23 protein-coding genes are annotated in these 24,365 nt (G+C 44.3%); 19 read left to right on the forward strand and 4 right to left on the reverse strand.

Translation table 11 applies throughout. The features are described 5' to 3' along the window. Positions 1 to 51 precede the first annotated feature (51 nt). The 3 genes from EJP82_RS08515 (at position 52) to EJP82_RS08525 (ending at position 3,358) form a co-directional block, all read left to right on the forward strand. Positions 52 to 603 carry a GNAT family N-acetyltransferase gene (locus tag EJP82_RS08515; RefSeq protein WP_127191609.1) on the forward strand — a complete coding sequence of 184 codons (552 nt, stop codon included), beginning with the start codon at positions 52 to 54 and terminating at the stop codon, positions 601 to 603. 297 nt (positions 604 to 900) lie between these two features. Beyond that, positions 901 to 2,202: a GntP family permease gene (locus EJP82_RS08520; RefSeq protein ID WP_127191610.1), complete on the forward strand. Its 1,302-nt coding sequence runs from the start codon at positions 901 to 903 to the stop codon at positions 2,200 to 2,202. Positions 2,203 to 2,221: 19 nt separating this feature from the next. Next, positions 2,222 to 3,358 carry a glycerate kinase family protein gene (locus EJP82_RS08525; protein WP_127191611.1) on the forward strand — a complete coding sequence of 379 codons (1,137 nt, stop codon included), beginning with the start codon at positions 2,222 to 2,224 and terminating at the stop codon, positions 3,356 to 3,358. A 41-nt stretch (positions 3,359 to 3,399) separates the two neighbouring features. Here the strand turns inward: EJP82_RS08525 and EJP82_RS08530 are convergent, their stop codons facing one another. Next, on the reverse strand, positions 3,400 to 4,428 hold the full coding sequence (locus tag EJP82_RS08530) for a CdaR family transcriptional regulator (RefSeq protein ID WP_127191612.1): 1,029 nt from the start codon (positions 4,426 to 4,428) through the stop codon (positions 3,400 to 3,402). An 89-nt stretch (positions 4,429 to 4,517) separates the two neighbouring features. After that, positions 4,518 to 5,225, reverse strand: a complete 708-nt coding sequence (locus EJP82_RS08535; protein ID WP_425464329.1) for a Dph6-related ATP pyrophosphatase — start codon at positions 5,223 to 5,225, stop codon at positions 4,518 to 4,520. 117 nt (positions 5,226 to 5,342) lie between these two features. Here EJP82_RS08535 and EJP82_RS08540 point away from each other — a divergent pair, with 117 nt between their 5' ends. From EJP82_RS08540 to EJP82_RS08560, 5 genes are all read left to right on the forward strand, one after another. Then, positions 5,343 to 6,395, forward strand: coding sequence for a DUF4097 family beta strand repeat-containing protein (locus tag EJP82_RS08540; RefSeq protein WP_170220158.1), 1,053 nt, complete (start codon positions 5,343 to 5,345; stop codon positions 6,393 to 6,395). A 25-nt stretch (positions 6,396 to 6,420) separates the two neighbouring features. Further along, positions 6,421 to 7,095, forward strand: coding sequence for a response regulator transcription factor (locus tag EJP82_RS08545; protein WP_127191614.1), 675 nt, complete (start codon positions 6,421 to 6,423; stop codon positions 7,093 to 7,095). A gap of 11 nt (positions 7,096 to 7,106) precedes the next feature. Further along, complete coding sequence (locus tag EJP82_RS08550; protein ID WP_127191615.1) at positions 7,107 to 8,480, forward strand: sensor histidine kinase; 1,374 nt, start codon at positions 7,107 to 7,109, stop codon at positions 8,478 to 8,480. A 166-nt stretch (positions 8,481 to 8,646) separates the two neighbouring features. After that, positions 8,647 to 10,059 carry an MFS transporter gene (locus EJP82_RS08555; protein ID WP_341190964.1) on the forward strand — a complete coding sequence of 471 codons (1,413 nt, stop codon included), beginning with the start codon at positions 8,647 to 8,649 and terminating at the stop codon, positions 10,057 to 10,059. A 391-nt stretch (positions 10,060 to 10,450) separates the two neighbouring features. Then, a complete protein-coding gene (locus tag EJP82_RS08560; protein ID WP_127191616.1) occupies positions 10,451 to 11,911 on the forward strand; it encodes a serine hydrolase domain-containing protein in 1,461 nt (486 codons plus the stop codon). Between the two features lie 179 nt (positions 11,912 to 12,090). On the opposite strand, the gene EJP82_RS08565 is transcribed toward EJP82_RS08560, so the two are convergent. Continuing rightward, on the reverse strand, positions 12,091 to 12,555 hold the full coding sequence (locus EJP82_RS08565) for a VOC family protein (protein ID WP_127191617.1): 465 nt from the start codon (positions 12,553 to 12,555) through the stop codon (positions 12,091 to 12,093). Positions 12,556 to 12,713: 158 nt separating this feature from the next. On the opposite strand from EJP82_RS08565, the gene EJP82_RS08570 reads away from it, so the two are divergent. From EJP82_RS08570 to EJP82_RS08620, 11 genes are all read left to right on the forward strand, one after another. Further along, positions 12,714 to 13,148: an Lrp/AsnC family transcriptional regulator gene (locus EJP82_RS08570; RefSeq protein WP_127191618.1), complete on the forward strand. Its 435-nt coding sequence runs from the start codon at positions 12,714 to 12,716 to the stop codon at positions 13,146 to 13,148. 173 nt (positions 13,149 to 13,321) lie between these two features. Continuing rightward, positions 13,322 to 14,296 carry an aldo/keto reductase gene (locus tag EJP82_RS08575; RefSeq protein ID WP_127191703.1) on the forward strand — a complete coding sequence of 325 codons (975 nt, stop codon included), beginning with the start codon at positions 13,322 to 13,324 and terminating at the stop codon, positions 14,294 to 14,296. Positions 14,297 to 14,508: 212 nt separating this feature from the next. After that, positions 14,509 to 14,775: a CD3324 family protein gene (locus EJP82_RS08580; RefSeq protein ID WP_127191619.1), complete on the forward strand. Its 267-nt coding sequence runs from the start codon at positions 14,509 to 14,511 to the stop codon at positions 14,773 to 14,775. Between the two features lie 129 nt (positions 14,776 to 14,904). Further along, entirely contained in the window at positions 14,905 to 15,924 is a 1,020-nt protein-coding gene (locus tag EJP82_RS08585; RefSeq protein ID WP_127191620.1) for a phosphotransferase enzyme family protein, read from the forward strand. A gap of 34 nt (positions 15,925 to 15,958) precedes the next feature. Further along, the gene (locus tag EJP82_RS08590; protein WP_127191621.1) at positions 15,959 to 16,504 is read left to right on the forward strand and encodes a hypothetical protein; all 546 of its coding nucleotides are present in this window, start codon (positions 15,959 to 15,961) and stop codon (positions 16,502 to 16,504) included. A 213-nt stretch (positions 16,505 to 16,717) separates the two neighbouring features. Continuing rightward, positions 16,718 to 17,593, forward strand: coding sequence for an ABC transporter ATP-binding protein (locus tag EJP82_RS08595; protein ID WP_127191622.1), 876 nt, complete (start codon positions 16,718 to 16,720; stop codon positions 17,591 to 17,593). After that, positions 17,590 to 20,085, forward strand: coding sequence for an MFS transporter (locus EJP82_RS08600; protein WP_127191623.1), 2,496 nt, complete (start codon positions 17,590 to 17,592; stop codon positions 20,083 to 20,085). Before EJP82_RS08595 ends, EJP82_RS08600 begins: the two co-directional genes overlap by 4 nt. Then, complete coding sequence (locus tag EJP82_RS08605) at positions 20,082 to 20,774, forward strand: hypothetical protein (RefSeq protein WP_127191624.1); 693 nt, start codon at positions 20,082 to 20,084, stop codon at positions 20,772 to 20,774. The genes EJP82_RS08600 and EJP82_RS08605 overlap by 4 nt, the downstream gene beginning before the upstream one ends. 26 nt (positions 20,775 to 20,800) lie before the next feature. Next, entirely contained in the window at positions 20,801 to 21,403 is a 603-nt protein-coding gene (locus EJP82_RS08610; protein ID WP_170220159.1) for an RNA polymerase sigma factor, read from the forward strand. Then, entirely contained in the window at positions 21,369 to 22,355 is a 987-nt protein-coding gene (locus EJP82_RS08615; RefSeq protein WP_127191626.1) for a hypothetical protein, read from the forward strand. The genes EJP82_RS08610 and EJP82_RS08615 overlap by 35 nt, the downstream gene beginning before the upstream one ends. A gap of 12 nt (positions 22,356 to 22,367) precedes the next feature. Then, positions 22,368 to 23,024, forward strand: coding sequence for an ATP-binding cassette domain-containing protein (locus EJP82_RS08620; protein ID WP_127191627.1), 657 nt, complete (start codon positions 22,368 to 22,370; stop codon positions 23,022 to 23,024). A gap of 261 nt (positions 23,025 to 23,285) precedes the next feature. On the opposite strand, the gene guaC is transcribed toward EJP82_RS08620, so the two are convergent. Further along, complete coding sequence (gene guaC / locus EJP82_RS08625; RefSeq protein WP_127191628.1) at positions 23,286 to 24,269, reverse strand: GMP reductase; 984 nt, start codon at positions 24,267 to 24,269, stop codon at positions 23,286 to 23,288. Between the last annotated feature and the right edge of the window lie 96 nt (positions 24,270 to 24,365).

Raw genomic sequence — 24,365 nt, forward strand, 5'->3', positions numbered from 1 at the left:
ATTTAAATACAGTTAGATAAACTTGGAAAAAGTCCAGGGGGTATGAAGGGCATGGCGGACATTAACGAGTTAAGGCAATTTCCTGTACTGGAGACCGACCGATTACGGTTAAGACAGCTTGGATTAGCAGATACTGAGGCATTGTTCCAGACCCTCTCTTCGGAGGAAGTCATGCGGTATTATGGTAGATTTCCTTTGCTGGAACAGGTTGAGGCGGCAGAGTTGATCGAAAGATTCCGACTGTTGTTCGAGGATTACAGGGGCATTCGTTGGGGAATTGAGTTGAAGGAGAACGCGCAAATCATTGGATCAGTAGGATTTCACGCCTGGGCATTCTCACATAACCGTGCAGAGATTGGGTATGAGTTGAATGAGGCATATCAAGGACAAGGTTACGCCCGCGAGGCACTGACGGCAGCGATTTCTTATGCTTTTCAAGACATGGGTTTGAACCGGATCGAAGCTCTTGTATACCCGGAGAACGAGGCATCGGAGAAGTTGCTGTTACGGCTTGGATTTGATTTGGAGGGACTACTTAAACAATATGCTTTCTTTCGTGAGACGTATGTTGATTTGAATATGTTTGCGTTGTTAAAAGGGTAGTGAATTTACAATCGGATTGATTAGCAAATAAGCCACTCGAATATTCGGGTGGCTTTATTATATTCAGATGTAAACGTTCACAAATCATATACATTTAAGCCTTTTTGAATTAATTGGTTAATTTCGGGCACCTTATATCTATCACTTGCTAGCACTATGTTTCTCATATTAGTATCTATTAAACTCGGACTAATTAGTGCATATGCACAATATTTTTCGTTGGAATATCAATTGTTAAACCATAGTGGCGCCAATATAATGAAAACGTATTCATTACTTCTCTGAGGAGGGTTTAAGATGACGGCAACATTAGATATTAGTTGGATTGGTGCTTTAGCCGGCCTAGCGCTAGCAATCATATTAATTTTGTTCAGACTGGCACCAACATATGCATTGATTCTGGGGGCAATTATAGGAGGATTTATTGGAGGGGCTAACTTTTCGGAGGTAATCAGTATTCTAATTTCCGGAACACAAAGTGTTCAAGGTACAGTTATACGGATTATCGCTGCAGGTGTTTTTGCTGGCGTGATGATGGAATCTGGATCAGCGGGAACTATCGCGAAAGTTATTGTTGATAAACTCGGTGGAACAAAAGCTATGCTGTCGCTGGCATTGGCTACTATGGTAATCACAGCGGTAGGGGTATTCATTCCTGTTGCTGTATTGATTGTTGCACCAATCGCATTGTCTGTTGGCCACAAAATGGGATATTCTAAGATTGCCTTGCTAGTGGCTTTATCTGGTGGTGGTAAAGCGGGGAACATTATTTCTCCTAACCCCAACACCATTGCAGCAGCAGGTGGATTTAAACTCGATGTTAACCAGGTGATGCTTGGTGGATTAGTCCCTGCTATTTTCGGGTTAGTAGTTGCGGTTCTTATCGCATCCTTAATTAAGTATAAAGGCACTAAAGTAACGGATCTTGAAGCGGCTGAATTGGAGAAGACAAGCCCTACAAATCTTCCATCTTTATCTAAGGCTTTAGTTGCGCCGATCATCGCTATTGTTCTTTTGATGATAAGCCCAATTGGTTCGATGTTAGGTGTTGATTTCCTAGCATCACTAAAAATTGACTCTTTGTTTATCCTGCCATTTGCCGGTATAGTTGGCTCCTTGGCATTAGGTAAGACCAAAGAAATATTGAATTATTGTACGGCCGGTTTAAATCGAATGACACCAACCATTTTGATCATTATTGGCGCAGGTGCCATTGGTGGATTGATTACAGCTTCAACCCTACCTGCAGAAGTTGTTGCTCTTGTACAATCCTCGGGCATTTCCGGTATGTTCCTTGCGCCAATTGCAGGTATATTGATGGCAGGAGCAACAGCATCGACTTCAACAGGTGTCATTTTGGCTACGGGTTCATTCTCAACTGCAATATTAAATACTGGAGTAGCGCCTCTATCAGCTGCAGTTATGACTCATGCCGGTGCTACTGTAATCGATCACTTGCCACATGGAACTTACTTCCACGTTACACGTAATGCCATGGGTATAAGCATGAAGGATAGAATGAAGGTTGTCCTGTATGAAAGTATGGTCGGTATAACGATGACTATAGTGGCAGTAATTCTTTATGGATTTATTTTATAAAAGGGGAGGAGAATAACTCATGGGAAAAATATTTATGTTGGCTCCTGATTCGTTCAAAGAAAGCATGACAGCAAAAGAAGTATGCGAAGCCATGGAAATCGGCATAAAAAGAGCTATTCCAGATGCGGAGTGCATTCATGTACCTATGGCTGACGGCGGTGAAGGTACAGTCCAGTCATTAGTAGATGCAACAGGGGGCACCTTGATACAGAAAGAAGTGACCGGGCCTCTGGGTACACCGGTTCTCGCCCATTATGGAATTTTGGGAGACGGTAAAACAGGTGTGATTGAAATGGCATCAGCCAGTGGGATCCATCATGTTACGAAGGAAACAAAAAACCCTTTAATTACAACTACCTTAGGAACAGGTGAATTAATTAAGGAATGTATTGAAAAGGGCATTACAGATATCATTCTAGGCATTGGCGGAAGCGCTACAAATGATGGCGGAACTGGAATGGCAAAAGCACTAGGGTATAAATTCCTGGATAAGCACGGCGATGAGTTGCAGCTTGGTGGCGGATATCTAGGTGAGCTGGATAAGATCGATGTTACTGATGTACTTCCGCAATTAAAAAATATTAATATCCTGGTAGCATCAGATGTAACCAATCCATTATGCGGTGAACGGGGCGCATCCGTTGTGTTTGGTCCGCAAAAGGGTGCCACGCCTGAAATGGTTGCATTCTTGGATGAAAATTTAAGACACTACAGCAAAGTTGTACAACAGCAACTTGGAATCGAAATTTTGGATGTACCTGGCGCAGGTGGTGCAGGCGGCCTAGGTGGTGGACTCATTGCTTTCACTAACTCCACAATGAAAAAAGGAATCGAAATTGTAATTGAATATACAGGTTTGAAAGAAAAACTACAAAATGTGGATTACTGCTTTACAGGAGAAGGAGGAATCGATTTTCAGACGAAATTCGGTAAAGCACCCTTCGGAGTTGCCCAAGCAGCTAAAAGTGTTAATCGCGATATGAAAGTGATCGCCTTGGCCGGATATGTGGGCCAGGATGTTGAAGCCTTGTACGATGAGGGGTTTGATGCCATCTTTGGAATTGTTCCTGGAGCAGCAGATATTGATACCTTACTGGCACGAGGTAGGGAAAATGTTGCCCGTACATCTGAAAGCATTGCTAGATTGTTAAAATAAGAGTCAAAAAGGGTGTCCCTAAGTCATAGGGGCACCCTTTTTTATATGATCCGGTTAATTAGCATAAAAATGAGTTCCACGAGCTCTAAAATATTTTTGGGATCTTTGCCTGTAATCGTGTGAATCTTGTTTAATCTATAGTTCAATGTATTTCTGTGGATAATGAGCTTTTCAGCGGTTACATTGGCGTTTAGGTTGCAGCCCAGATAAACCTGAAGTGTTTTTATCAATTCATCATTTTTTTCGAGTAAATGGATCAGCCGTTCTGCCTTAGTATCATTCTTTTGCAGTTTAGACATATCGGCGATGAATTCACATTTGGAATAGGAGATGGTTTTTTCGTTGAAATAAAAACCCTTCAATACACGCATTGCCGATTTGGCCTGCAAAAACCCCTCAGAAATCGTGTCGTTCACTTTACTGATTGAAATAAGCGCATCCGGATTCTGATTTCTAATTAATTGTTGTAGGGCTTCAACCTTATCCGCTTCCTGAATGACTAAGCAAAGCGAAGTTTTTGATATTTTAAAGGAGGGGAAGCCTACAGTGATATCCTCCGCAATCTCATTAGAAGAGTCCACATATAGGACTTGGGAGGGTTTGCTTAACTGAATGCCATAGGTCAATGCCTGATTCATTAATTCTTTCGTATAGGTGGTGTCCGAATCAATAATTAAGCTAAAAAACTCTTGTTTTAAGTTATTCTTCAAATTCTCTTTTTCCAAGGCGATGCTTTGGTCGATTAACAAAATAACAGCTGATTTTAAAAGGTTTCCGAAGGGTCTCGTTTCCTTTACTTCGCCGCTGATTCCTACCACTCCAACAATATGGCCATTCATTTCGATCGGTAAGTTAATGCCCTTCTTTACGAACTCCTCATCCTTGTGAATTTCTACAATTTTGCCCTGTTTTATAGCTTTCAATGCACCGTGATGCAGCGTACCAATCCTTCCTTTATTTCCACTCCCAATGATCATACCTGTTTGATCCATAATATTAATATTATATGGAATATCCTTCATCATTCTATCAACAATTGTTTGGGCCTGATTATGCGTCAACTCATACATAGCGGTATCTCCCTCATAATCATTTTTAGGCTTACCCCACAATTATATACGTATAGATTGTCGTTAGTATATGCGGTAATCACTATGTTTTAGCAAGTTGTAATGTTATCCGTTGTAGTAATGTCCAATGGCAAAAAGACATAGTCTCCATCCCTATGAATCGTACATTTACGAACAGGAATAGGATGTTTGAACAGGGGTCCATCTATAACTGTGGTATGGAACTCACCACCTTCCCCGCACGGGTCAATGCCACGATCTATAAGCTCTTTTACATATTCAAGGGTTAGTGTTCGCCCTAAATCATCTTTCCGCATACCTAAGGATAAGTTTACAGTTACAACAATCGTGGTAAATCCAAGATGGATAAATTCCTCGACCGCTTCTCTATGATCCATTTCCCATAGCGGCATCCCCAGCTTTAATCCCGCATTTTTCGTAACTTTATCATGCCAGCAACCGTGAGTGGGCACATCCAAGTCTCCAGTTACTAATACCTCGGCACCTTGATCCTTAGCCTGAGCTAAGAGTTGCATATACACCTCTTCATAATCTGTCCAACTTGCTGCCCCAGTATATACCGGTAGACCTATAGATTCAGCTTGAGCACGTATGAGCTCTGGAGGCATGCCATGGGATCTAGAACGTTTGCCTTCTTCCTCCAGCATCACGATTAGTCCTACTGCCGTTCCCATTTTCATGGCTTTATATAGAGCTAGGACGCTATCCTTTCCTCCACTAAAAGAGGCTATAAATTTATGCCCGTGGGCACCATTTTTCCAGTTCACATATTCCATGATTGTGATTCCTCTCCTTTTTGTATCTCTCATCAAACTCTAATGTATCTCCAAAGTCTTTCTCATTCATTATGTTTTAACATAAGGGTAATCACAATGAATATAGGAGGAAATAACTTGAAAATTCTAACGAAGTTTATGCTGGTATTGAGCTTATCCGTGGTCACTCTATTTTACACGAGCCTGGGAAGTACAGGAACTGTCTCTGCGCGTTCAATGGTCGATCTGGATCTCGACCTCGATCTTGGCTTTGATTTAGATCTCGATCTCAAGTTAGTTCATTTGGATCTGCAACAGTTAGGTAATACGGACACTGGAATAACCATCGATAAAGGGACGACTCGTATTAAGGTAGGGGACAAAACCAAGACGTTTTCTGTAACGAACCAAAACGGTACGATTGAGTTTAAGCAAGGCCACGTCAAGGATGTAGAGGTGCAAACGAAAGTGGTTGTACAAAATGCGACGAAAGAGGAAGCAAAGGTAGTTGCAAGTAAGGTGAAATTGCAAGTGAAAGAGGGTACAGCTTTAGACATCAAGACGTCTAGCGAGCCTTATGGAAAGAATAATATGTATCGTCCGAGTATTCATTTGACGATTACTTTACCTCAAACTATCAAATCTGACTTGAACGCAGTGCTGACGAATGGAAATATTTCTTTGTCAAAAGTTACTAGCATAGGTAAAATCAAATTAACATCTCAGAACGGGAACATCACAGCAAAGGGAGTTAGTAATGACATTTCTCTGCAAACGACCAATGGCGTAGTCCAAGTGTCCGATGCGAAGAAGAGTGTTCGCGCTAAGGTTACTAATGGAAACATTGTAGCCAATCGTATTTCGGGAGCACTCCACATGGAGACGACGAACGGCAACCTGTCTTCGGATGATGCAGTCTCATCCGTAAAGGCAGTAACTATGGCGGGGAACATTAATATTGAAAGCTCGAAAGTTGGCGGTGATTGGGACGTGTCGTCTACCGTAGGGAATGTATATCTAGCTTGGCCTGAGAAAGCAGCGGTGGAAGTCAACGGAACAACGTCCTTCGGAGAAATAGAAACGGATCTTCCGCTAACGGTTAAGAAAAATCATGTAACAGGTAAAATCGGCTCGGGTTCCTATCAAATACAAGCGTCCTCCATGGGCGGGTTATCATTAATGAAAAACTAGTAATTTGCGAAGAGGTGAATCAGGAGTGAAGGAACGGATTTTAATCATCGAAGATGAAATCGCTATGATACGCCTCTTAGAATTGGAGCTCTCTTATGAGGGATACGAGATCACGATAGCCAGTGATGGTCTTGTCGGTGCAGACATAGCCCTTAATGAGAACTTTGACTTGATTTTACTAGATTTAAATTTGCCTGGAATCAATGGAATAGAAGTCTGTAAGAGAGTGCGTGCGGTGAAGCAGACGCCGATTATTATGCTAACGGCCAGGGATACGATAAGCGACCGGGTACGAGGGCTAGATACGGGGGCGGATGATTATGTGCCGAAGCCGTTTGCAATCGAGGAGCTTCTCGCGCGCATGCGTTCCTTGCAACGTAGACTTCAGCTCAAGGAAACGGCGGACGTGCTGTACGCCAAAGATTTAACGTTAAATATGGTATCGCATTACGTTAGTCGATCCGGGCAAGAAATTGAATTGTCGCAGCGCGAATTCGAACTTCTTCGATGCTTGCTTGCCAATAAAAATCGACTGATGAACCGCGAAGCGCTGCTCAATCTCGTATGGGGTTATTCCTTCGAGGGAGAAACGAACGTAGTAGATGTCTATATAAGGTACATACGCATGAAAGTGGATGAAGGATTTAGTGAGAAGCTGATCCACACCGTCCGCGGCGGCGGCTATATTTTAAGGGACTGAAGGTGAGCGAAATGAAGGCATGGACGTTCTCTCGTAAAGTCAGCGCATCCATTGCGCTGACGTCCCTGGTTGTCGTGATGGTCGTCAGCGGATTCGTATATGTCACTTTCAAGCATTGGACTGAGAGCCAAGAGGTTGATTTGCTAGATGCTAAGCTTAGACAGTTCGAACTTCAACTAGGTGAGGTAGGATTTATATCTTCCTTACTTAACCCGGGATCCGGGGAAGGCACTGGAATGGCAGCGTTATTTGAACCGGATCTGTCCTCGCTTGAGTCCGACCTTGATGAGGGGCAGTACCTCCAAATGTTAGATTCCAGCGGCCTAGTATTAGCAGAGGTAGGCACGGAAGAACAGGTCAACAATGATGTTAAGTATACAGCGGAAAGAGATATAGAGTTACTTGTATTTGGTACTGTTAAGCTACAGCTTATGGATAGCGGACATTCACGAAGTGCAACCGCAGAGCGGGAGATCGGCAGGCTCCTTCTCCTTGGCTTATTAATAGCAGCCGTCGTGTCCGTCATTACGGGGTGGATCGTAGCCCGTTCGGCGTTGAAGCCAATTCGCATGATGATTGGGGAGGTGCGAAGTATCGGGGCGAACAATTTGTCTCAGCGGCTGCATTTGCCTGTTGCCAAGGATGAACTTCATCAATTAGGGGAGACCTTCAATAGTTTCCTGCATAAGCTAGATGTTTCTTTCGAGCAGCAGCGCCGATTCGTCTCGGATGCTTCACATGAACTGAAGACACCGATCGCTATCATCGAAGGGCATACGCATATGATACAACGGTGGGGCAAGAAGTCACCGGAAGTGTTAGATGAATCGCTCGCATTTATGATGGATGAAACTAAGAGAATGAAGGAACTAATTGCCCAGTTACTATTGCTTGCCGAAGCGGAAGAACCGCTATTGGACGGTGTAGGAGAAGTGTGTGATCTTCATGATACATTGAGGGAACTGATTCCCCAGACGGTACACGTCAATCCCGAAGTGATACTGGATTATGATGGTAGTCCGATTGGGGAAGCGATTCTGATTCGAATGCCAAGGGGCGCCAGTTATCAAGTGTTGCGAAATATTGTAGAGAATGCGTTTAAATATACGCCTAAAGGCGGTACAGTAAGCATTAGTCACTTCATAAAGGATGGGCAGGCGATTGTGATCGTAGAGGACACTGGAATTGGGATATCTTCCGAACAGCTGCCGCACATCTTCGATCGATTCTACCGCACAGAGGGTTCACGGAACCGGGCACAGGGAGGATCGGGTCTGGGGCTTGCCATTGCCAAAGCAATCATGGAGCGGTATGGAGGTTCAATTCACATCGATAGCACGTTAGGTCAAGGCACGAAAGTGACTTTGCGGTTTATTGGAGAGTAAGGGAGATTTAGCGATGTAATCAAAATATAAAATAGCATCTAAACTTATTGTATGTCTTTTTGACAATAAATAAGTTTAGATGCTAAACTATTATAAATATATTAAAGGATTTGCATTAAATTTTTTTGCTCATTTAGTTTAGTAACTATACTACACGGAAAAGCTGGTGATCATCTTGAATATATCTGCACCACCCGCAGAAGCTCTATCAGGTAGACATCGTTTTTTGATGATGGCCTCCATATGCATAGGAGTATATATCTCTCATTTTACAGCAGGTATCGTGAACGTCTCGCTTCCTAAGTTCATGATAATCTTTCAAACGGAGCTGGAAACGGTTCAATGGATTACTACAGGGTATTTACTCGTCATCGCTTCCTTACTTCCGATAATGGGCAAATTAGGGGATCGCTACGGGCATCGGTGTATTCACAATCTCGGATATGTGTTTTTTACCATCAGCTCTGTTCTAGTGGCATTTTCACCTAATATATCCGTGTTGCTTATTCTTAGAATGGTTCAGGCCATAGGTGCTGCGATGTTTCAAGCCACGAATATTGCACTGATCACGATTCATGTACCGAAGGGAAAAAGAGGTCACGCGCTAGGTATCATGAGCACTGCTGTTGCCCTTGGTGCGATGACTGGACCTATCATCGGTGGATTTATCGCTGAATGGCTGAGTTGGCAATGGTTATTTTTGATGCATGTTCCTGTTGCTCTTGTTGCCACATTGCTGGCTATGCGCTATATTCCCGAGCGAGGACAGGAAAGACAAGAGGAACCTTTCGATAGTATTGGAATGATCTTATTCATATTTGTGATCGGCTCTGTCATATTCGGAATATCGAATGGAAATGCATGGGGATGGCTATCCGCTGAAACCTTATCTCTGTCTGTTGCTGCTGTCATCGCCTTCTTTCTCTTCCTACTGAGAGAATCAAGGGAAAAAAGCTCTTTTTTGCCACTTGGGGTGTTCCATATCCCGGAGGTATCCTATGGATTAATCATAAGCTGTGTTTCTTTTATGCTGGCAAATAGTGTTCTAGTCACCATACCCTTTTTCTTATCTCGAAATGCTGGCTTCTCATCGGTAACCGTAGGAACGATCATGATCGCCTATCCGATACTTTTAGCCTTTACAGGTCCTGTTGCAGGTCATTTGTCCGATCGTTATGGATCTAGGTCCTTTATGTTCATGGGGTTATGTGGTATGGGAATCGGACTAACGGCGCTTGCCCTTTATCTCCATCAATTGTCGACGGTTGGGATTGTCGCCGTACTAGCATTAATAGGAGTGGGAATGGGGCTTATTGCATCACCTAATAACAGCTTTATTATGCGATATGTTCCAATGAAAGATGTTGGCTCGATAGGAGGAATGATCGCATTAACGCGTAATGCGGGGATGGTTCTGGGAGCTGCCTTAGGACTTGGAGTGATGAATGGAGATGCCATTCAGGATTCTGCACCTTTATTAGGTGCTTTAAAGTCCGTATTCGGATTAGGGGGTATAATTTGTATGGCTAGCATTATCATGCTGGGTTATAGCGTACTCCTAAACAAGAAGAAAGCTTGATGTCACCTTTACGGCACGTTGTTATGACAAGTGATTTTGCCGTATTTATGACACGGTGAACCAACCGTATCGTAAGGCTCGTGAATCTTCAAATGAATATTATTCAATGAAAGAAGTAGGTGTTCGACTCCCCCTTGTGCCCATTAGAAGGACCAGCTACAGGAGCGGGTCTTTCGCTATTCATATAGCTAAGTTGTTGACAAATTGTAGACATGAGATTTAAGCCATTGACCTTTCCGCTAACCAATCAGAGAGGTCTTTTTGCGAAACAAGAAATAATATACATGGGTCTGTGAAGTTTACAATAGTAATCTGATCATTGAACGTCTAGCATTAAGTATAATGGGACGACGCATTTGGCGGATAAGGCGTACTTCGAAATGGAGAGTTTATGAAAAAGACTATTGTTTTTGTATTAACGATACTTATATTATTCTCAGGATTCGCAACACAAAGTTATGCGTTGTCAGATACGCAATCTGCGGCAATACAAGCGTTGCTGGATGATGCCTCTCGTATATCAGGTGTGCCGGGAATGTCAATCTCCATACTTGCTGATGATGAAGTGTTCTACTTTTCTTCCGGGTATGCAGACCGTGAAAATGGGTTGTCTGCAAGTGAAAATACACTATATGAGTTGGCCTCGGTCAGTAAAGCTTTTACCGGCATGGGTATTCTGCTGTTGGAAGAGCAAGGGCTGCTGTCAATGACTGACAATGTCCAAAAATATTTACCTTGGTTTACGTTAAAGTATCAAGGGAAACCTGTTGATATGCAAAGCCTTACACTCAATAACTTTCTTCACCATACTAGCGGCCTAACAAATCGTAGGCATACTCAAAATATTCCACAAGGCAATACGCCAGATTTGCTGCAAAAGACTGTGGAAATGCTGGTAGATGCTGAGTTGGCGTTCCCTCCCGGTGAACAGTATAACTATGGAACCGTTAATTATGACGTATTGGGTTTGGTTATTGAGATTGTGTCGGGACAAAGCTATGAAGACTTTATGAGGGAGCAGGTATTTCAGCCGTTAAGTCTTCACCAGACGTATGTTTATAAAGAAGATGCTCAAGCCACCGGACAGTTGGCACAGGGCTATCGTTCTTCCTTTTTTATGACAACTCCATATAACGCGCCGGATTTTTCCGGGAATAAACCCGCAGGCTACATCATTTCTTGTACAAAAGATATGGCGCGTTGGATGGGCATACAGATGGGCATACAGATGGGTATTGTGCAGGACATACCCGAAATATTCCATACGGTTATCGAAAAATCACATCAGGGTGATATGTCTGTTTCGGCTGTCAACGAAATGTATTATGCGGCGGGCTGGTCGGTAAACGCCAACCAAACGATTATAGAGCACCCAGGGGGTAATCCCAATTTCGCAACCGAAGTGGCCATACTGCCAAATGAACGAACAGCCGTCTGCTTGCTGACCAACGGCGCAAATACTAATAGAAGTATGGTACTAAAAGTTAAAGATATATTAGACGGCAATATAACGCAGTCATATGAAATAAGCGGCACACAGCTTTTGGACATCATTTTGTCGTCTACCACAATTATTCTTTGCCTATTGGCCGTTCTGTTCTTTCTCTTAGGATTACGCAGAAGGAAAACGAATGAGCGGCAGCCAATGACAAAAAGGCGAATAATCGTAACAGCTATTTTGTTGATTGCTACGATTGCCCTGTGTATAATGTGCGGTGCATTAGATTGGTCAACGATACTTATTTGGCAAACATATAGTGTTCTTACGGCTTTGATTTCGTTGGCATTATTAACAGCAAGCATTACATGGTTTGTATACACTCACCGATATAATGCCTCGCTCCGAAAATAAGCATTTAAACTCCCGCTATGAAGGGTCAAATCACCATTAATCATTCAACTATCGGGATACGATAATTGAACAAAGCGAGAAAAAGAAAGGGCCATCCAAAGAGGATGGCCCTAAAACTTGCCGTTACAGATAGCACGGTGAACCGTATCATAAATAGAGGCAGTTTTTTTCTGAACAGCTTAATTTACATGGGTTTTGGTCGACATATCAAAATCAACATCTTCAATAAATTCGATAATTTCCCCGTTGGGACTGTGAATGATAGCGTTCTTTATTAGAAGGGGCGGTTCGCCAAGAGAAAGGTTATCAGGTTCTATAAAGGCCTTTGCTCCATGAGCAAGGGCTTTTTGATACATTTCATCTACATTATCCACATAGAAGGCGAGATGTAACAACGCTCCGTGAGCAATATCTTCTTCAGACAATGCTTTCTTACCTTGAGCAGGGATGACTGCATCGTTATCAAAGATCTCAATGCAGGTTCTTTGGTCAGGCGAAATCAGCATGGAAGCTTCTTTAATTTGAAAGGAGGGTAAACTCCAGTGATGACCTAACTTGAACCCTAAAACTTCAATATAGAATGTAATGGTTGCTTTATAATCTCTGGCTTGGATCGCTACATGTGAAAGGCCTTTTACGCTCATCAATAATCGCTCCCTTATAAAATATATATTTATTATAGTTGCATTAATAAGTAAGATACATACAAAAGATAAGTGTTTTATAGTAATATGATTCTTAAATATAAGGTATTTTTGGTGAATGGGTTTATTTTATTGAATTGAATCAGGGGGCTCTAGATATGGAACATCTTATGGATGAAATTGATAAAAAAATCATGGCATTACTTCAGTACAATGCACGAATGTCCATTTCTCAAATCAGCAAAGAGGTTTCGATGTCGCAACCATCCGTTAAAGAAAGAATGATCAAGTTGGAAGAAAAAAACATCATATCTGGGTATAACACAGTTTTTAATTTACGGGAAATGAATCGAGGCACGACCACTTTTATTCTATTAAAAACAGAACATTGCCAAGAGCTCACTGTTTTTTGCGAAAATGCTATGGAAGTAACTGATTTATTTCGCATTAGTGGAGAATATAATTATCTCATTAAGGTACAAACCGCATCTATTGAGGAACTTGCTGAATTTCAAGATTCCCTTATAAAGTTCGGCCCTTCAAAGTCTCATATCAGTTTGAAAAATATATTGGAAAACAGGGTTTTGCTCTAATTGGAGGTAAAGCTGTTCTTATAATAATCGCGAGTCTAAACTTGCCGTTACAGACTTCATGGTGAACCTCATCACAGATAGTGATAAAATGGAAAGTAGAAGTAGTCGTGAACTGTTAACTTAATGTGTTTTTCGATGAGGTTATTAATTCGTTTGCAAAGGAGTGGGACATCATAGAGTATCGTCGTCTTGGAAACAGTGGATTAGAGGTATCGGCATTAGGGCTTGGAACCAATGCATTTGGCAAACGGGCCGATAAGGACACATCTACGAGGATCTTGCATTATGCCTTGGATAGCGGTATTAACTTTATAGACACAGCTAATATTTATGCGGGCTCTGAGTCAGAGAGAATTATTGGGCAAGCTTTGGATGGAAGACGAGATAAGGTTGTATTAGCGACAAAGGCAGGATTAGTGAAGGGCGATGGTCCGAACGAGCGGGGGTCATCACGCTATCATTTGCAACAGGAGCTGGACAACAGTCTTAGACGCTTGAAAACAGATTATATTGATTTGTATCAAATCCATACATTTGACCCGTATACTCCGCTTGAAGAAACATTGCGTACTTTGGATGATATGGTCAGTTCAGGTAAGGTCCGTTATATTGGGGCATCAAATTATGCTGCATGGGAGTTAATGAAAGCGCAGGGGATTAGCGAGAACAAAGGTTATACGCGGTATATTTCTACTCAAGTTAGTTATTCCCTCGCGGATCGAACGCCTGAACAGGAACTGGTTCCTTTCTGCTTAGATCAGGGTGTGGGGATTATCCCCTATTTTCCGTTAGCAGGTGGTATTCTTAGTGGGAAATATACGTCAATAGACCAAGCACCTCCAAGTTCAAGAGCCGTTACCGACCCGAATTTTAACAGATTTCTCAATGAGAGAACGATAGCACTTGGGCAAAATGTAAGTAAACTTGCAGCAGAACATGCCTATACTCCTAGTGCGATTTCGATTGCTTGGCTTATGGATCGGCCTGCTGTCTCAACAGTGATCGTGGGTGCAACACGTGTCGAACAACTAGAGGCTAATTTAAAGAGCGTTGATATCCATCTCGATTCCGAAGTAACTAAACAGTTGGATGAAATCAGCGATCCATTTCGTTATAGTGAACCATTCGCTGTTTACCGTTTAACTTAATTTAGATTCAGTCATTTCACTTATAGTAGGGAGGGGCATTATGACAAAGTTTAAGATCAGCTCTATGCAAGGTCTACACTATAAACAACGGCGGTTGTTTGTATAGAGCGAAGAGATAAGTTGCCGCCATAATGCCTTGTAGGGTGATCGTTGTTTATAGAATAGGCTTTGCTACCTTAAAAATTTCAATTATTTTAAGGAGTAGGGTGCTTATGAAATATGTAAACGCTGATCTTATTTTTCCGGAAGAGTTGTTAAAGGAAATACAGAAATATGTACATGGTGGCTTAGTATATGTCCCCAAACCTGATGAGGTACGTAAGAAATGGGGCGAAAATTCAGGTGGCAGAAGCTATTTGAATCTTAGAAATCATGAGATCCGCCAAAAATTTTCTGCTGGGATGACGATTGATCAACTTTCAGGTCAATTTTGTCTTTCCTTCGATAGTATTAAGAAGATTGTTTATGTTAAAAAGTAGACTACATAAGGTCACATTGGATGGAAATCTGATGTGGCCTTTTTGTGCAAAATTTATTTTAAAGTGTTTATTATATATCTTTATAGTGCCACCACTTTTATACTTACTTGTACAAAGGGGGCATCAACTATGATGGAGTTTTTTCAATATGACACTGATGAGAATAGACGTTCATTGTTAGCACGAGCGAGGAAAGTTGCTTTATCGGCGTTGCAACAGTATGACCTGGAGTGGGAACGGATCCAATTCATCCAATTATCCGATACGATCACCTATAAAATCGAGACAAGTACAGCGGGAAGTTATTTACTTCGTATTCATTCGGCAAGGCTCCGCAAAGAGGAAATTGCTTCAGAACTTGTACTTCTTCAAGCTTTGAATAAATCGAGTGAGCTCAATTTACCTGAAGGTCTGGCAAGCTGTAATGGCTCTTATGTATTGGAAATAGAAACGGAAGAAGGGTATCAACGTCCCTATGTCACGATGATGCGCTGGGTAGACGGCGAGCATGCAAGCGGGAAGCTTTCGGACAGCTGTGTATATAACGTGGGCGTTATGATGGGGAGACTGCATGATGTAGCAGCGAGTTTTGTTCCACCTGCTGATTTTGTTCGTCCTGAATGGGGGGCTGATCAATTTAGAAGTGAATTTGCTAAATTAGAACTTTATCATACACGGTTCCTATCAAATGAGGGATGGAAGTCATACCAAGCTGCAGCCGAGACAATACTGTCCGAGCTCACTGAAATGGAGCGCAGCGACCAGAACCATGGACTCATTCATGGGGATTTACATACGGGCAACATCGTTTTTAATGATGAACAACCGTATCCGATAGATTTCGGAAAATGTGGTTACGGTTATTATCTCTACGATATGGCGGGTTTGTTACTAGAGCTTAATCCGAAGCAGCGGGGGATGTTTATCCAAGGTTATGAGAGTGTAAGAAAGTCGGAACCGGGTTATATTCGGCAGCTAGAGTGCTTTTTCATTATGTTCATGATCGAGAACTACTGCCATCATGCGCCAGATCCAAGAGAAACCTCCAGCCTAATCGAAGAGCAACCGTACGCTGGGGCTTACATAAGAGATTATTTAAGTGGCCATTCATTCTTATTCGAAGTAATCGAACCTGTGAAAAATATATAGGTTAGAGTTAGTAAAAAGAAGGGAGCAGGTCAGTATGAAAATCGAAGTAAAATTAACCACTAAAGAAGAGGCCTACATTATAAAAAATATGTACCCACTATACCTTCACGACTTGTCGGGGCACTATGGACTTATTGCAGGACATACTCCAAATTGTCATGGAATATTTGAGGATAGTAATGATTACACAACATTACAAGATCAATATGATGCCCAGAACATTTGGTGGGAGAAACAAAACTGTCTTTATTCGTATTTAATTTTAGTAGATGATATTCCAGCTGGATTTGAACTTGTTGCTACACCACCTTACTGCACGCCGGGCATTGATTTTTTTGTGAATGATTTCTTTCTTATGCAGCCGTTTAGAGGTAATGGGATTGCACAATGTGCTGCAACGAAAGTATTCGAGATGTTTAGAGGTAAATGGGAGCTATTTACGAACCCAGCGGACAAGAATGTGATCGGACAAAAGTTTTGGCATAAGACCGTATCTAATTATACAAAAGGTAATTATGAGGAAGTCTTAGGGCCAACGATCGATGGTAACAAGTTAATCTTCAGATTTTGTAATACATAACATGTAATGTAAGTGTAATAAATGGCGGGGATTTGTGTAAGTCATAAGCGTCAAGTGACACATGTTACAAATGTTATATTGGCAGCCCGAAAAGATGCCTTTAGAAAAAAAGTTCACCGTTTTTTGAACTTTTAGCAGGGAGCGTCGTTATACTGTCTGACAATCTACTCGTGCGCGCGGGGGTTGGCCAAGTACGAATGGAGGCAGCCAATCATGCAAGTAGTAATCCAGCAATTATGCAAAAAATATGGCAGCAAACAAGTGCTGAACGGAATTAACCTGACACTCAGCACAGGAATGTTCGGCTTGCTCGGGCCCAACGGGGCGGGGAAATCAACATTGATGCAAGTATTGGCAACAGCAATACCGAAAACATCGGGAGAAGTGCAAATCGGCCACTGCAAGCTCGGGCGCGATGAACGTGAAATTCGTGGCTTACTCGGCTACCTGCCACAGGAGTTTGGGGTTTATCGCAAGTTGACAGGGGCGGAATATCTCGATTATGTCGCGTCCATGAAGGGCATTACAAATGGAAAAGCCCGGAGGGAAGCAGTAGCTGATATGCTGCGCAAAGTAAATCTGGAAGAGAAGCGCCATGTCCGTATAGGCAAATATTCTGGCGGGATGCGGCAGCGCATCGGTATTGCTCAGGCGTTGCTTGGTGATCCGCAGTTTATTATTGTGGACGAGCCTACGGCAGGGCTGGATCCGGAAGAACGCATGCGTTTTCGTGATATGCTGGCAGAGCTGGGCAAAGATCGTACTGTGCTGCTGTCTACACATGTCGTCGCCGATATCGATAATAACTGTCAGAGCATGGCGATTATGAGCGGGGGGCGCATCGTATTTCACGGTACGCAAGAACAATTGCTCCAGCGTGTGCAGGGACAAGTATGGACGGTCCAGGTGGGTGATGAGAAGCTTGCAGAGCTCAAGGAAACCGCGGTCATCGTGACTGCGAGGCGTTCAGGAGCTGGTTACGAGGCTCGTGTTCTTGCCAGCTCTGTGCCGTTGCCTGGAGCAGTCCAAACAACAGCAGGGCTGGAGGACGGATATATAGCGGTCATGAGAGCGGGGAACAGCCAATGAACCTGATTCGCTATTACAAAACCGAGTGCAAGCTGTTGCTGCGCGGCCCCGGCTTGTATCTGATGTTGGCAACCATGGCTGGCATCCTGTATTTGATGCTTCAGACGATCGATGCAAAATTGGATCGTGCAGTATACGTAATGGATATATCTGAGGTGTATTGGAATGTAGCCATCATTATTTTGCCTTTGCTGGCAACGGCGATCGCACGGCGGGATGAAGAATGGAAGACAGCATCGATGATGGCCACCTTCCCGTATCGGACATGGGAAATGGAGGCTGCACGCTTGCTCTGCGCAGTAACCCTTCCTTTATCAGCTGCGCTCGTGCCGATGGGGGCTTATGCATGGTTGGTCGTAAAAGATGGCATCTCATGGGGAATGCGTGAATGGTATGCCTGTGCTGTATTTGCTTCCTTTGCCATCCCGATGTTATTTGCAACTGTACTCGCCTACTTGGTAGGCATCCTTATCCGTAAGCGATACAGTTATTTGATCAGCTTCGTCCTGTTGTTGGTCTTGGCAAATTCGCCAAAAATTTTACCGATAAGCCATGCATTATCGCCTCATAAGCGGGTTTGGCTCGATTATTCACTAGTCAGTCATATTGGCAATGCCTACTCACGTATGTGGGGGTTCATCTATGATCCGGCGTTTTGGCTACATCGCGGCATGGTTGCTGCTATAGCAGTAGGAATGGCCTTAGCTGTACTGCTTGTGGTATGTTGGCGCAGGCGGGAACGGGTCAGGGCATGGGTGGCCTACTCCTCGATGCTGGTTCTGGGTGTGACATTGATATGGGCAGGCAGTGCAATGTACGGACACTTGCAGGAACGGGTCGATATTGCGGATGCCAATGAACGTTTCTATAGCGAACGTCTTACTTCAGCCAACGGACCCACGCAACAGCGAGAACTGGAGCAACTGCTCGTCGCTGGAATTGCAGCGGGGAAATATACGGAAGCGGATATTGAGGAAATGTCTCGTATCACCCTTAACAAAAAAGCGATTGGGTTTAGCTATAATCCAAACGGACTTACAAGCAAACCGCTCTCGGTATCGCATATTAAAGATCTGCTTGTCGGAATGAAGTTCCAGGATCTGCACATTACCAGCTACAAGCTGGAGTTGGAATTACTGTCGCGGCATGGGCTAGAAATACAGGCGACGATGCAAGCAAGTAATGGACAAGCGGAGACGCTAGGGCGATTCCCCATCATGTTGCGGCATATCTTTGACGTACAGGAACTGAAGGTGAATGGTGCTGCTGCTGCCTATGAGTGGGAAGAGGCTACAGATGTACTCTGGATCACGCCTGCTGCGGACGTTATTCCAGGCGAGCATCTGGAGATCGAGATGACATACAGCGGTACCATAAATGATTGGCGGCACTATTATTCCTTCTATCCTAGCAGGGATCGATGGGAGCAGGCTGCTATCGTTGAGAATAACAGGCTGTTCCTGCCAGCCTTTTACGGCTGGTACCCCGTTATCGGCAATAGCCGGCTATCGGAATCGGATACACATAAATACGAATTAGACGCATTTAAGGAGCGCCGCCAGGCTGCAGATATTCTGGACACACACTTGCCGCGCCCTATGGCGGACTTTGAGGTTGCCTTCACAGGACCAAGTGGCTTGAAGCTGTTCTCCAACGCCTCTCTCATTGCTAGTGAACAGGCTGAAGAGAAGGAAGCTACAATAACGCGCCTAGAGTTGCATGAAGCAAGTGGACTGACATTGTTTGGGGGCGATCTGCAGTTTGTAGAGGCGACAGCAGGCGACAAGACGGTGCGTCTGCTGACATCTGGCCAATTGCCTGCCCGTTCTGTGGAGGAAGCAGCACAGTTGACAGCCGAGCAGTATGCCGAAGCGGCGCGTACTTTGAAAATGTTGGATGGAAAAACCGCAACGAGCTTTCCCAAGACAATTACTATGGCGCTTGCCGATTATCCGTATAGTAGATTGAATGAGTTTAATTCTATAGAAACGGACATGGTTGATCCAGTTGCGGCAGGTCCGGAAGCACGCGATATTCACTATTTGTCCAAGTATTCTAAAAATGGTTATTATGGGGCTTCCGGGGCGGAAATTGAACAAGGAAAAAATGGAAAAACGCAACTGACGACGGGGCAATATTGGCTTGATTATAGTGCCAAACGTAGAGAGAGTAGCTATGCTAGAGTGGCCAATTTTAACGCCCAATATATACTGAACAATATTTTTCAGGTCTATATCGAGCGCAAGGTGGCGGGAGAGGAACTGCTAGGTCCATTGTTCAAACCTGACAGCTATTTTTTGGACGGTACACCGAGTCAGGTTTATGACCTTATGAACACCATATACAGCCAGTACGGCATTGAAAGTGTCTACGATGTCATCAAGCTCGTCTATGACAGTATTGGCAAAGACCAGCTAAACGAGGATAGCGATGAACAAATGGAAGAGCTTCTGCGAGGCTATTTGCAAAGGAAAACGGAGGGAGGAAAATGAAGGTTGCCCTCATCCTTTTATCCCGTGCAAAATATGCATGGGGCATACTATGGGGCGGATACTTGCTTGCTATAGCTGTTATTGCAGCGTTAATAGCAACTGGTTGCCTCATGCTGCCAGAGTTGTTGCGATCTCCAGGATTTTATCAAGTCAAAGTGGCTTTTATTTTTATTCTGCCTTTACTTACGATTGCCCTCTGTGCGACCTTGTTCGCGGATGATTTCAGTGAGGGTACTTTTGCCCACCATTTCAGCTATCCGTATTCACAACTACTCGTGTTCGCCGAGCGGGTAACGGTCGTTGCGCTATTACTTGTTATCTATGAAGCAGCGTTGCTCTGGGCAATTGACCGCTGGGTGATCGCTTTAAGTACGGCACAACTAGCCTACATAATTAAACATAGCCTCAGTGTGAATATGTTTGTCGGCGGTCTGGCGGCACTCAGCAGTCTGCTCGGGCGCAATATGGCTGTCGGGCTGGGAGTGGGGGCAACGGTGTGGTTACTGGAGTATTTTATGTCCAGTATGCCGCTCAATCGCTATTATTTATTTCAAGCCGTCTGGCCGGTGAGCCGGTTCGCAGATCAATCGCACAACGCCATCGCGTTATTTGTGGCCGCTGGAATACTGCTCTTCTGCTGCTTGCTTCTATTGGGGAAAGGCAGAGGTTGGCTTGTGCGTAGGCAATAGTGCCGAGCGAGAAAGGAGGGAGTCAAGTGGACAGCAGGGCTGTTGTTACGGATGAGCAACTGCTCACGCAATACAAGCAAGGGAATACCGCCGTGCTGGAGTTGTTCGTCTATCGGTATCATCAAACCATCTATGCGTATTTATACCGTCTGACCAGCAAGCGTCAGCTCGCAGAAGATTTGGCGCAAGAGTGTTTTGTCAGAGTGTTCACGGCTTTGCAAGCTGGACGGTTGCCTGAACGGTTTCGACCATGGATTTATCGAATCGCGACTAATCTTTGCCGTGATGTATGGAAGTCCGGAGCTTATCGTTATGAAGTGACGGCTAAGGATACCGGAGTATATGATGCGGCAGATGGCGGTAAAGATACGGTAGCGTCTTTTTTAGACAAGCAGTATGAGCGGGAAGCCGTCATTGCTGCCCTTGGCGCTTTGCCTGAGGAGGAGCGGCAAATTGTTATTTTGCGTTTTTACGAGGAGCTCAAGCTGGAGGAAATAGCCGAGCTGCTGGAACTGCCGCTTGGAACGGTCAAGTCCAAGCTGTACCGGGCATTCAGGCGGCTGGCCGATATATTGCAGAAAGGGGAGGATCAGGATGAGCTACAATTCCGGAAGCGGGAGCGCCGATAACGGTAGTGGCGACAGTCGCGACAGTCAACTGTACAGGGAATTGCAAGAGCAGCGGCGACTGGAGGAAAAGGGCGAAGCAGCAGCGGATCAATGGGAACCTGAGCGGATCGGAGCGGTATTCAGCCAACTGGATCGCTATACTGTGGAAGGCCCCAGCGGCCAGCAGACCCAATCCCTGCTGGCGCTTGCCGCTGCATATGCTACACAGCCTGAGCGGACGGTTGCTGCACCTTCATCCAGGCGAGTGCCAAGGCATGACAGGCCTGAGCGGCAACCAACTGCCGCTATATCTTTGCCTGTAAGGCTTATGCAGCGCATGGCAGCCCAGGCAAAGACGATGCATTGGCTGTTTTGGCTTATATCAGCGTTTATGGTTGGCACAGGAGCAGCCGTTGAGGGGCTGGCTGCAAGTGAATGGTTTAGTAGCTCCACCAAGTCGGATGTATTTCTATTTACGATTCTATTGCTCCCTGTAGCCAGTGTGGCCTATTCACTCCGATCCATGCATACGCCAATGAGTGAGCTTGAGGCGACCTTTCCTGTTACGCCCGTACAGCTTATGGTGGCCAGAGTAGGAACCATACTGCTATATGACCTCCTTCTAGCGCTGTTGTTTTATGGAATACTCGTCATGACGGGTACCAGCGGTGAATTCGGATCTAGCACTGCTGTACTGATCACAGATCTATTACTGCCGATCTGCCTGAGCACGTTAGCAGCGCTGGCTGCGATGCTTCGCTTCGGGACATGGCCTGGTACCGCGGTTGTGCTCGCAGTGGGCGTCATCCAGTTTTCCGCTGGTGAGAGGCTTGGCGTGTTTCAACTGTTCAGCGAATACGGGTCCACTAACTGGCTTGCAAGCAAGCTTGTTGCTGTTAACCTGGCAATAGCGCTTGGTGTTTGTACAAGCATGTTGCTACGCCATCGGCATTATTACAAGCAAGATGAATAGGAGGGAAGAGCGGTGCGAGGAGCTGAGCTGAAGCTGACCGGGGTAGAACTGCATGCTGATAATGGACATCTGCTGCTAGGGGATGTGAATCTGGTTCTAACGCCAGGCTGGTATGGTCTCGAAGGCGCCAATGGCAGCGGAAAAACAGCATTGCTCAAAGCGATAGCTGGCCTTTACCAGCCTGCACGCGGCTTGATTACCTATCAGCTTCATGGCGTGGCGTTGTCAGGGAATGCTTTCAAACCTTATCTGGGCTACAAGCCACAGCAGGCAGCGTACTATGACAATATGACCGTCGAGGCATACTTGCGTTATGTGGGTGAGATGAAGCTGATGCCACGGACAACCACAACCATCGACGAACGATCTCGCGAGCTATGTGAACGGCTCGGGCTTTCTAACGAGAGGAAGACGCCCATTCAGCGGTTGTCAGGCGGCAACAAGCAACGGCTTATGATTGTTCAGGCGATGCTTGCTGATCCATGGTTTCTGCTGCTGGATGAGCCTCTCTATGGTATGGATATCGAGATTCGTTTCTTGCTGCTAGATGCGTTGTACGAAATGACACCTGGCACAGTCGCTATCTTTTCAGGCGCATTGGAGGGCCTGCAGGGAGGTTGGCTGGATGCTGTGATTAAGCTTGATAATGGTACGGCGGCGCTGCACTGATGCAGCGCCGTTTTCTATATTAAATAAATCTGAATGAGGTCTTCTATCCCTGGATCTTGTAAGGTCGATTAGAACATAAGAATGTAAAAAAAAAACACCGCTTTGTTTGGTAAAGTGAAGGTGTCCAGATATCACTACCACACAGAAGAGGTGTTTTTTCTATGAGAGAACCTATAGTATAAGCCTTAAATATAAGAACACCCTAGGTCGCAGGGTACCCTTTAGAATTAGTGCTGACTCGCACCAGAAATAAATGGAGGTTTAATATACCTTGTCACCATTAAAAATGGAGTTCTTAACGATCACATAATCTACTTTACGGATGGCTTCTAGTTTGTTGCCTCCAGCGTAGGAGATAGAAGATTGAAGATCTTGTTCCATCTCGATCAAGGTATCCTCTAAAGAACCCTTATGCTCGACAATCATCTTTTTGCCTTCAACGTTTTTCTTTTCACCCTTTTGGAACTCTGAAGCGGAACCAAAGTATTCTTTGTAGAGCTTGCCATCTTTCTCAATGGTTGCTCCTGGGGATTCTTCATGTCCAGCAAATAGGGAGCCGATCATAACCATAGAGGCACCAAATCGAATGGATTTAGCGATATCACCATGAGTACGGATACCACCGTCAGCAATGATAGGCTTACTTGCAGCCTTTGCACATAAACGTAGTGCAGCTAATTGCCAACCACCAGTTCCGAAGCCCGTTTTGATTTTCGTGATGCACACTTTCCCCGGTCCAATCCCTACTTTTGTAGCGTCAGCACCGGCATTCTCCAAATCTCGTACGGCTTCTGGAGTTCCTACATTTCCTGCAATAACAAAACAATTAGGCAGGTATTGTTTGATATGTTGAATCATCTTGATCACAGCATTGGAATGACCATGTGCGATATCGATTGTAATGAAATCCGGTGTGATACGCTCGTCAGCTAATTGCTGAACAAATGCATATTCTTCTTCTTTGACTCCAACGCTAATCGAAGCGATTAATCCTCGTGAGTGCATATCCTTAATGAATGCTAACCGTTTCTCTGGTTCAAAACGATGCATGATATAGAAATAACCATTTTCGGCTAAGTAAATTGCGACCTTCTCGTCAATAATCGTTTGCATATTTGCGGGTACGACAGGTAACTTAAAAGTATGTCCACCTAGGGCTACAGAGGTATCACACTCAGAGCGGCTGTCTACAATACATTTTGCGGGAATTAATTGGATATCTTCATAATCAAATACTTTTTTCATTTAATACACCCCTAAACACGAACGTTATAGTTTTAGACTTTGCAAATTGTTCGCCCAATCTGTAATGTACATCATTTCACTGCGTAAGTCAAAAAT

The sequence above is a fragment of the Paenibacillus anaericanus genome (assembly GCF_003994475.1).
In the GTDB taxonomy this organism is placed as follows: Bacteria; Bacillota; Bacilli; order Paenibacillales; family Paenibacillaceae; genus Fontibacillus; species Fontibacillus anaericanus.

What these genes read in the sequence shown, in the direction of transcription:
- EJP82_RS08560 (WP_127191616.1), top strand. Translation starts at nt 10,451, where the DNA reads ATGAAAAAGACTATTGTTTTTGTATTAACGATACTTATATTATTCTCA.
- EJP82_RS08520 (WP_127191610.1), top strand. Translation starts at nt 901, where the DNA reads ATGACGGCAACATTAGATATTAGTTGGATTGGTGCTTTAGCCGGCCTA.
- EJP82_RS08530 (WP_127191612.1), bottom strand. Translation starts at nt 4,428, where the DNA reads ATGTATGAGTTGACGCATAATCAGGCCCAAACAATTGTTGATAGAATG.
- EJP82_RS08585 (WP_127191620.1), top strand. Translation starts at nt 14,905, where the DNA reads ATGATGGAGTTTTTTCAATATGACACTGATGAGAATAGACGTTCATTG.
- guaC (WP_127191628.1), bottom strand. Translation starts at nt 24,269, where the DNA reads ATGAAAAAAGTATTTGATTATGAAGATATCCAATTAATTCCCGCAAAA.
- EJP82_RS08600 (WP_127191623.1), top strand. Translation starts at nt 17,590, where the DNA reads ATGAACCTGATTCGCTATTACAAAACCGAGTGCAAGCTGTTGCTGCGC.
- EJP82_RS08580 (WP_127191619.1), top strand. Translation starts at nt 14,509, where the DNA reads ATGAAATATGTAAACGCTGATCTTATTTTTCCGGAAGAGTTGTTAAAG.
- EJP82_RS08615 (WP_127191626.1), top strand. Translation starts at nt 21,369, where the DNA reads ATGAGCTACAATTCCGGAAGCGGGAGCGCCGATAACGGTAGTGGCGAC.
- EJP82_RS08570 (WP_127191618.1), top strand. Translation starts at nt 12,714, where the DNA reads ATGGAACATCTTATGGATGAAATTGATAAAAAAATCATGGCATTACTT.
- EJP82_RS08590 (WP_127191621.1), top strand. Translation starts at nt 15,959, where the DNA reads ATGAAAATCGAAGTAAAATTAACCACTAAAGAAGAGGCCTACATTATA.
- EJP82_RS08565 (WP_127191617.1), bottom strand. Translation starts at nt 12,555, where the DNA reads ATGAGCGTAAAAGGCCTTTCACATGTAGCGATCCAAGCCAGAGATTAT.
- EJP82_RS08525 (WP_127191611.1), top strand. Translation starts at nt 2,222, where the DNA reads ATGGGAAAAATATTTATGTTGGCTCCTGATTCGTTCAAAGAAAGCATG.
- EJP82_RS08535 (WP_425464329.1), bottom strand. Translation starts at nt 5,225, where the DNA reads ATGGAATATGTGAACTGGAAAAATGGTGCCCACGGGCATAAATTTATA.
- EJP82_RS08515 (WP_127191609.1), top strand. Translation starts at nt 52, where the DNA reads ATGGCGGACATTAACGAGTTAAGGCAATTTCCTGTACTGGAGACCGAC.
- EJP82_RS08550 (WP_127191615.1), top strand. Translation starts at nt 7,107, where the DNA reads ATGAAGGCATGGACGTTCTCTCGTAAAGTCAGCGCATCCATTGCGCTG.
- EJP82_RS08605 (WP_127191624.1), top strand. Translation starts at nt 20,082, where the DNA reads ATGAAGGTTGCCCTCATCCTTTTATCCCGTGCAAAATATGCATGGGGC.
- EJP82_RS08595 (WP_127191622.1), top strand. Translation starts at nt 16,718, where the DNA reads ATGCAAGTAGTAATCCAGCAATTATGCAAAAAATATGGCAGCAAACAA.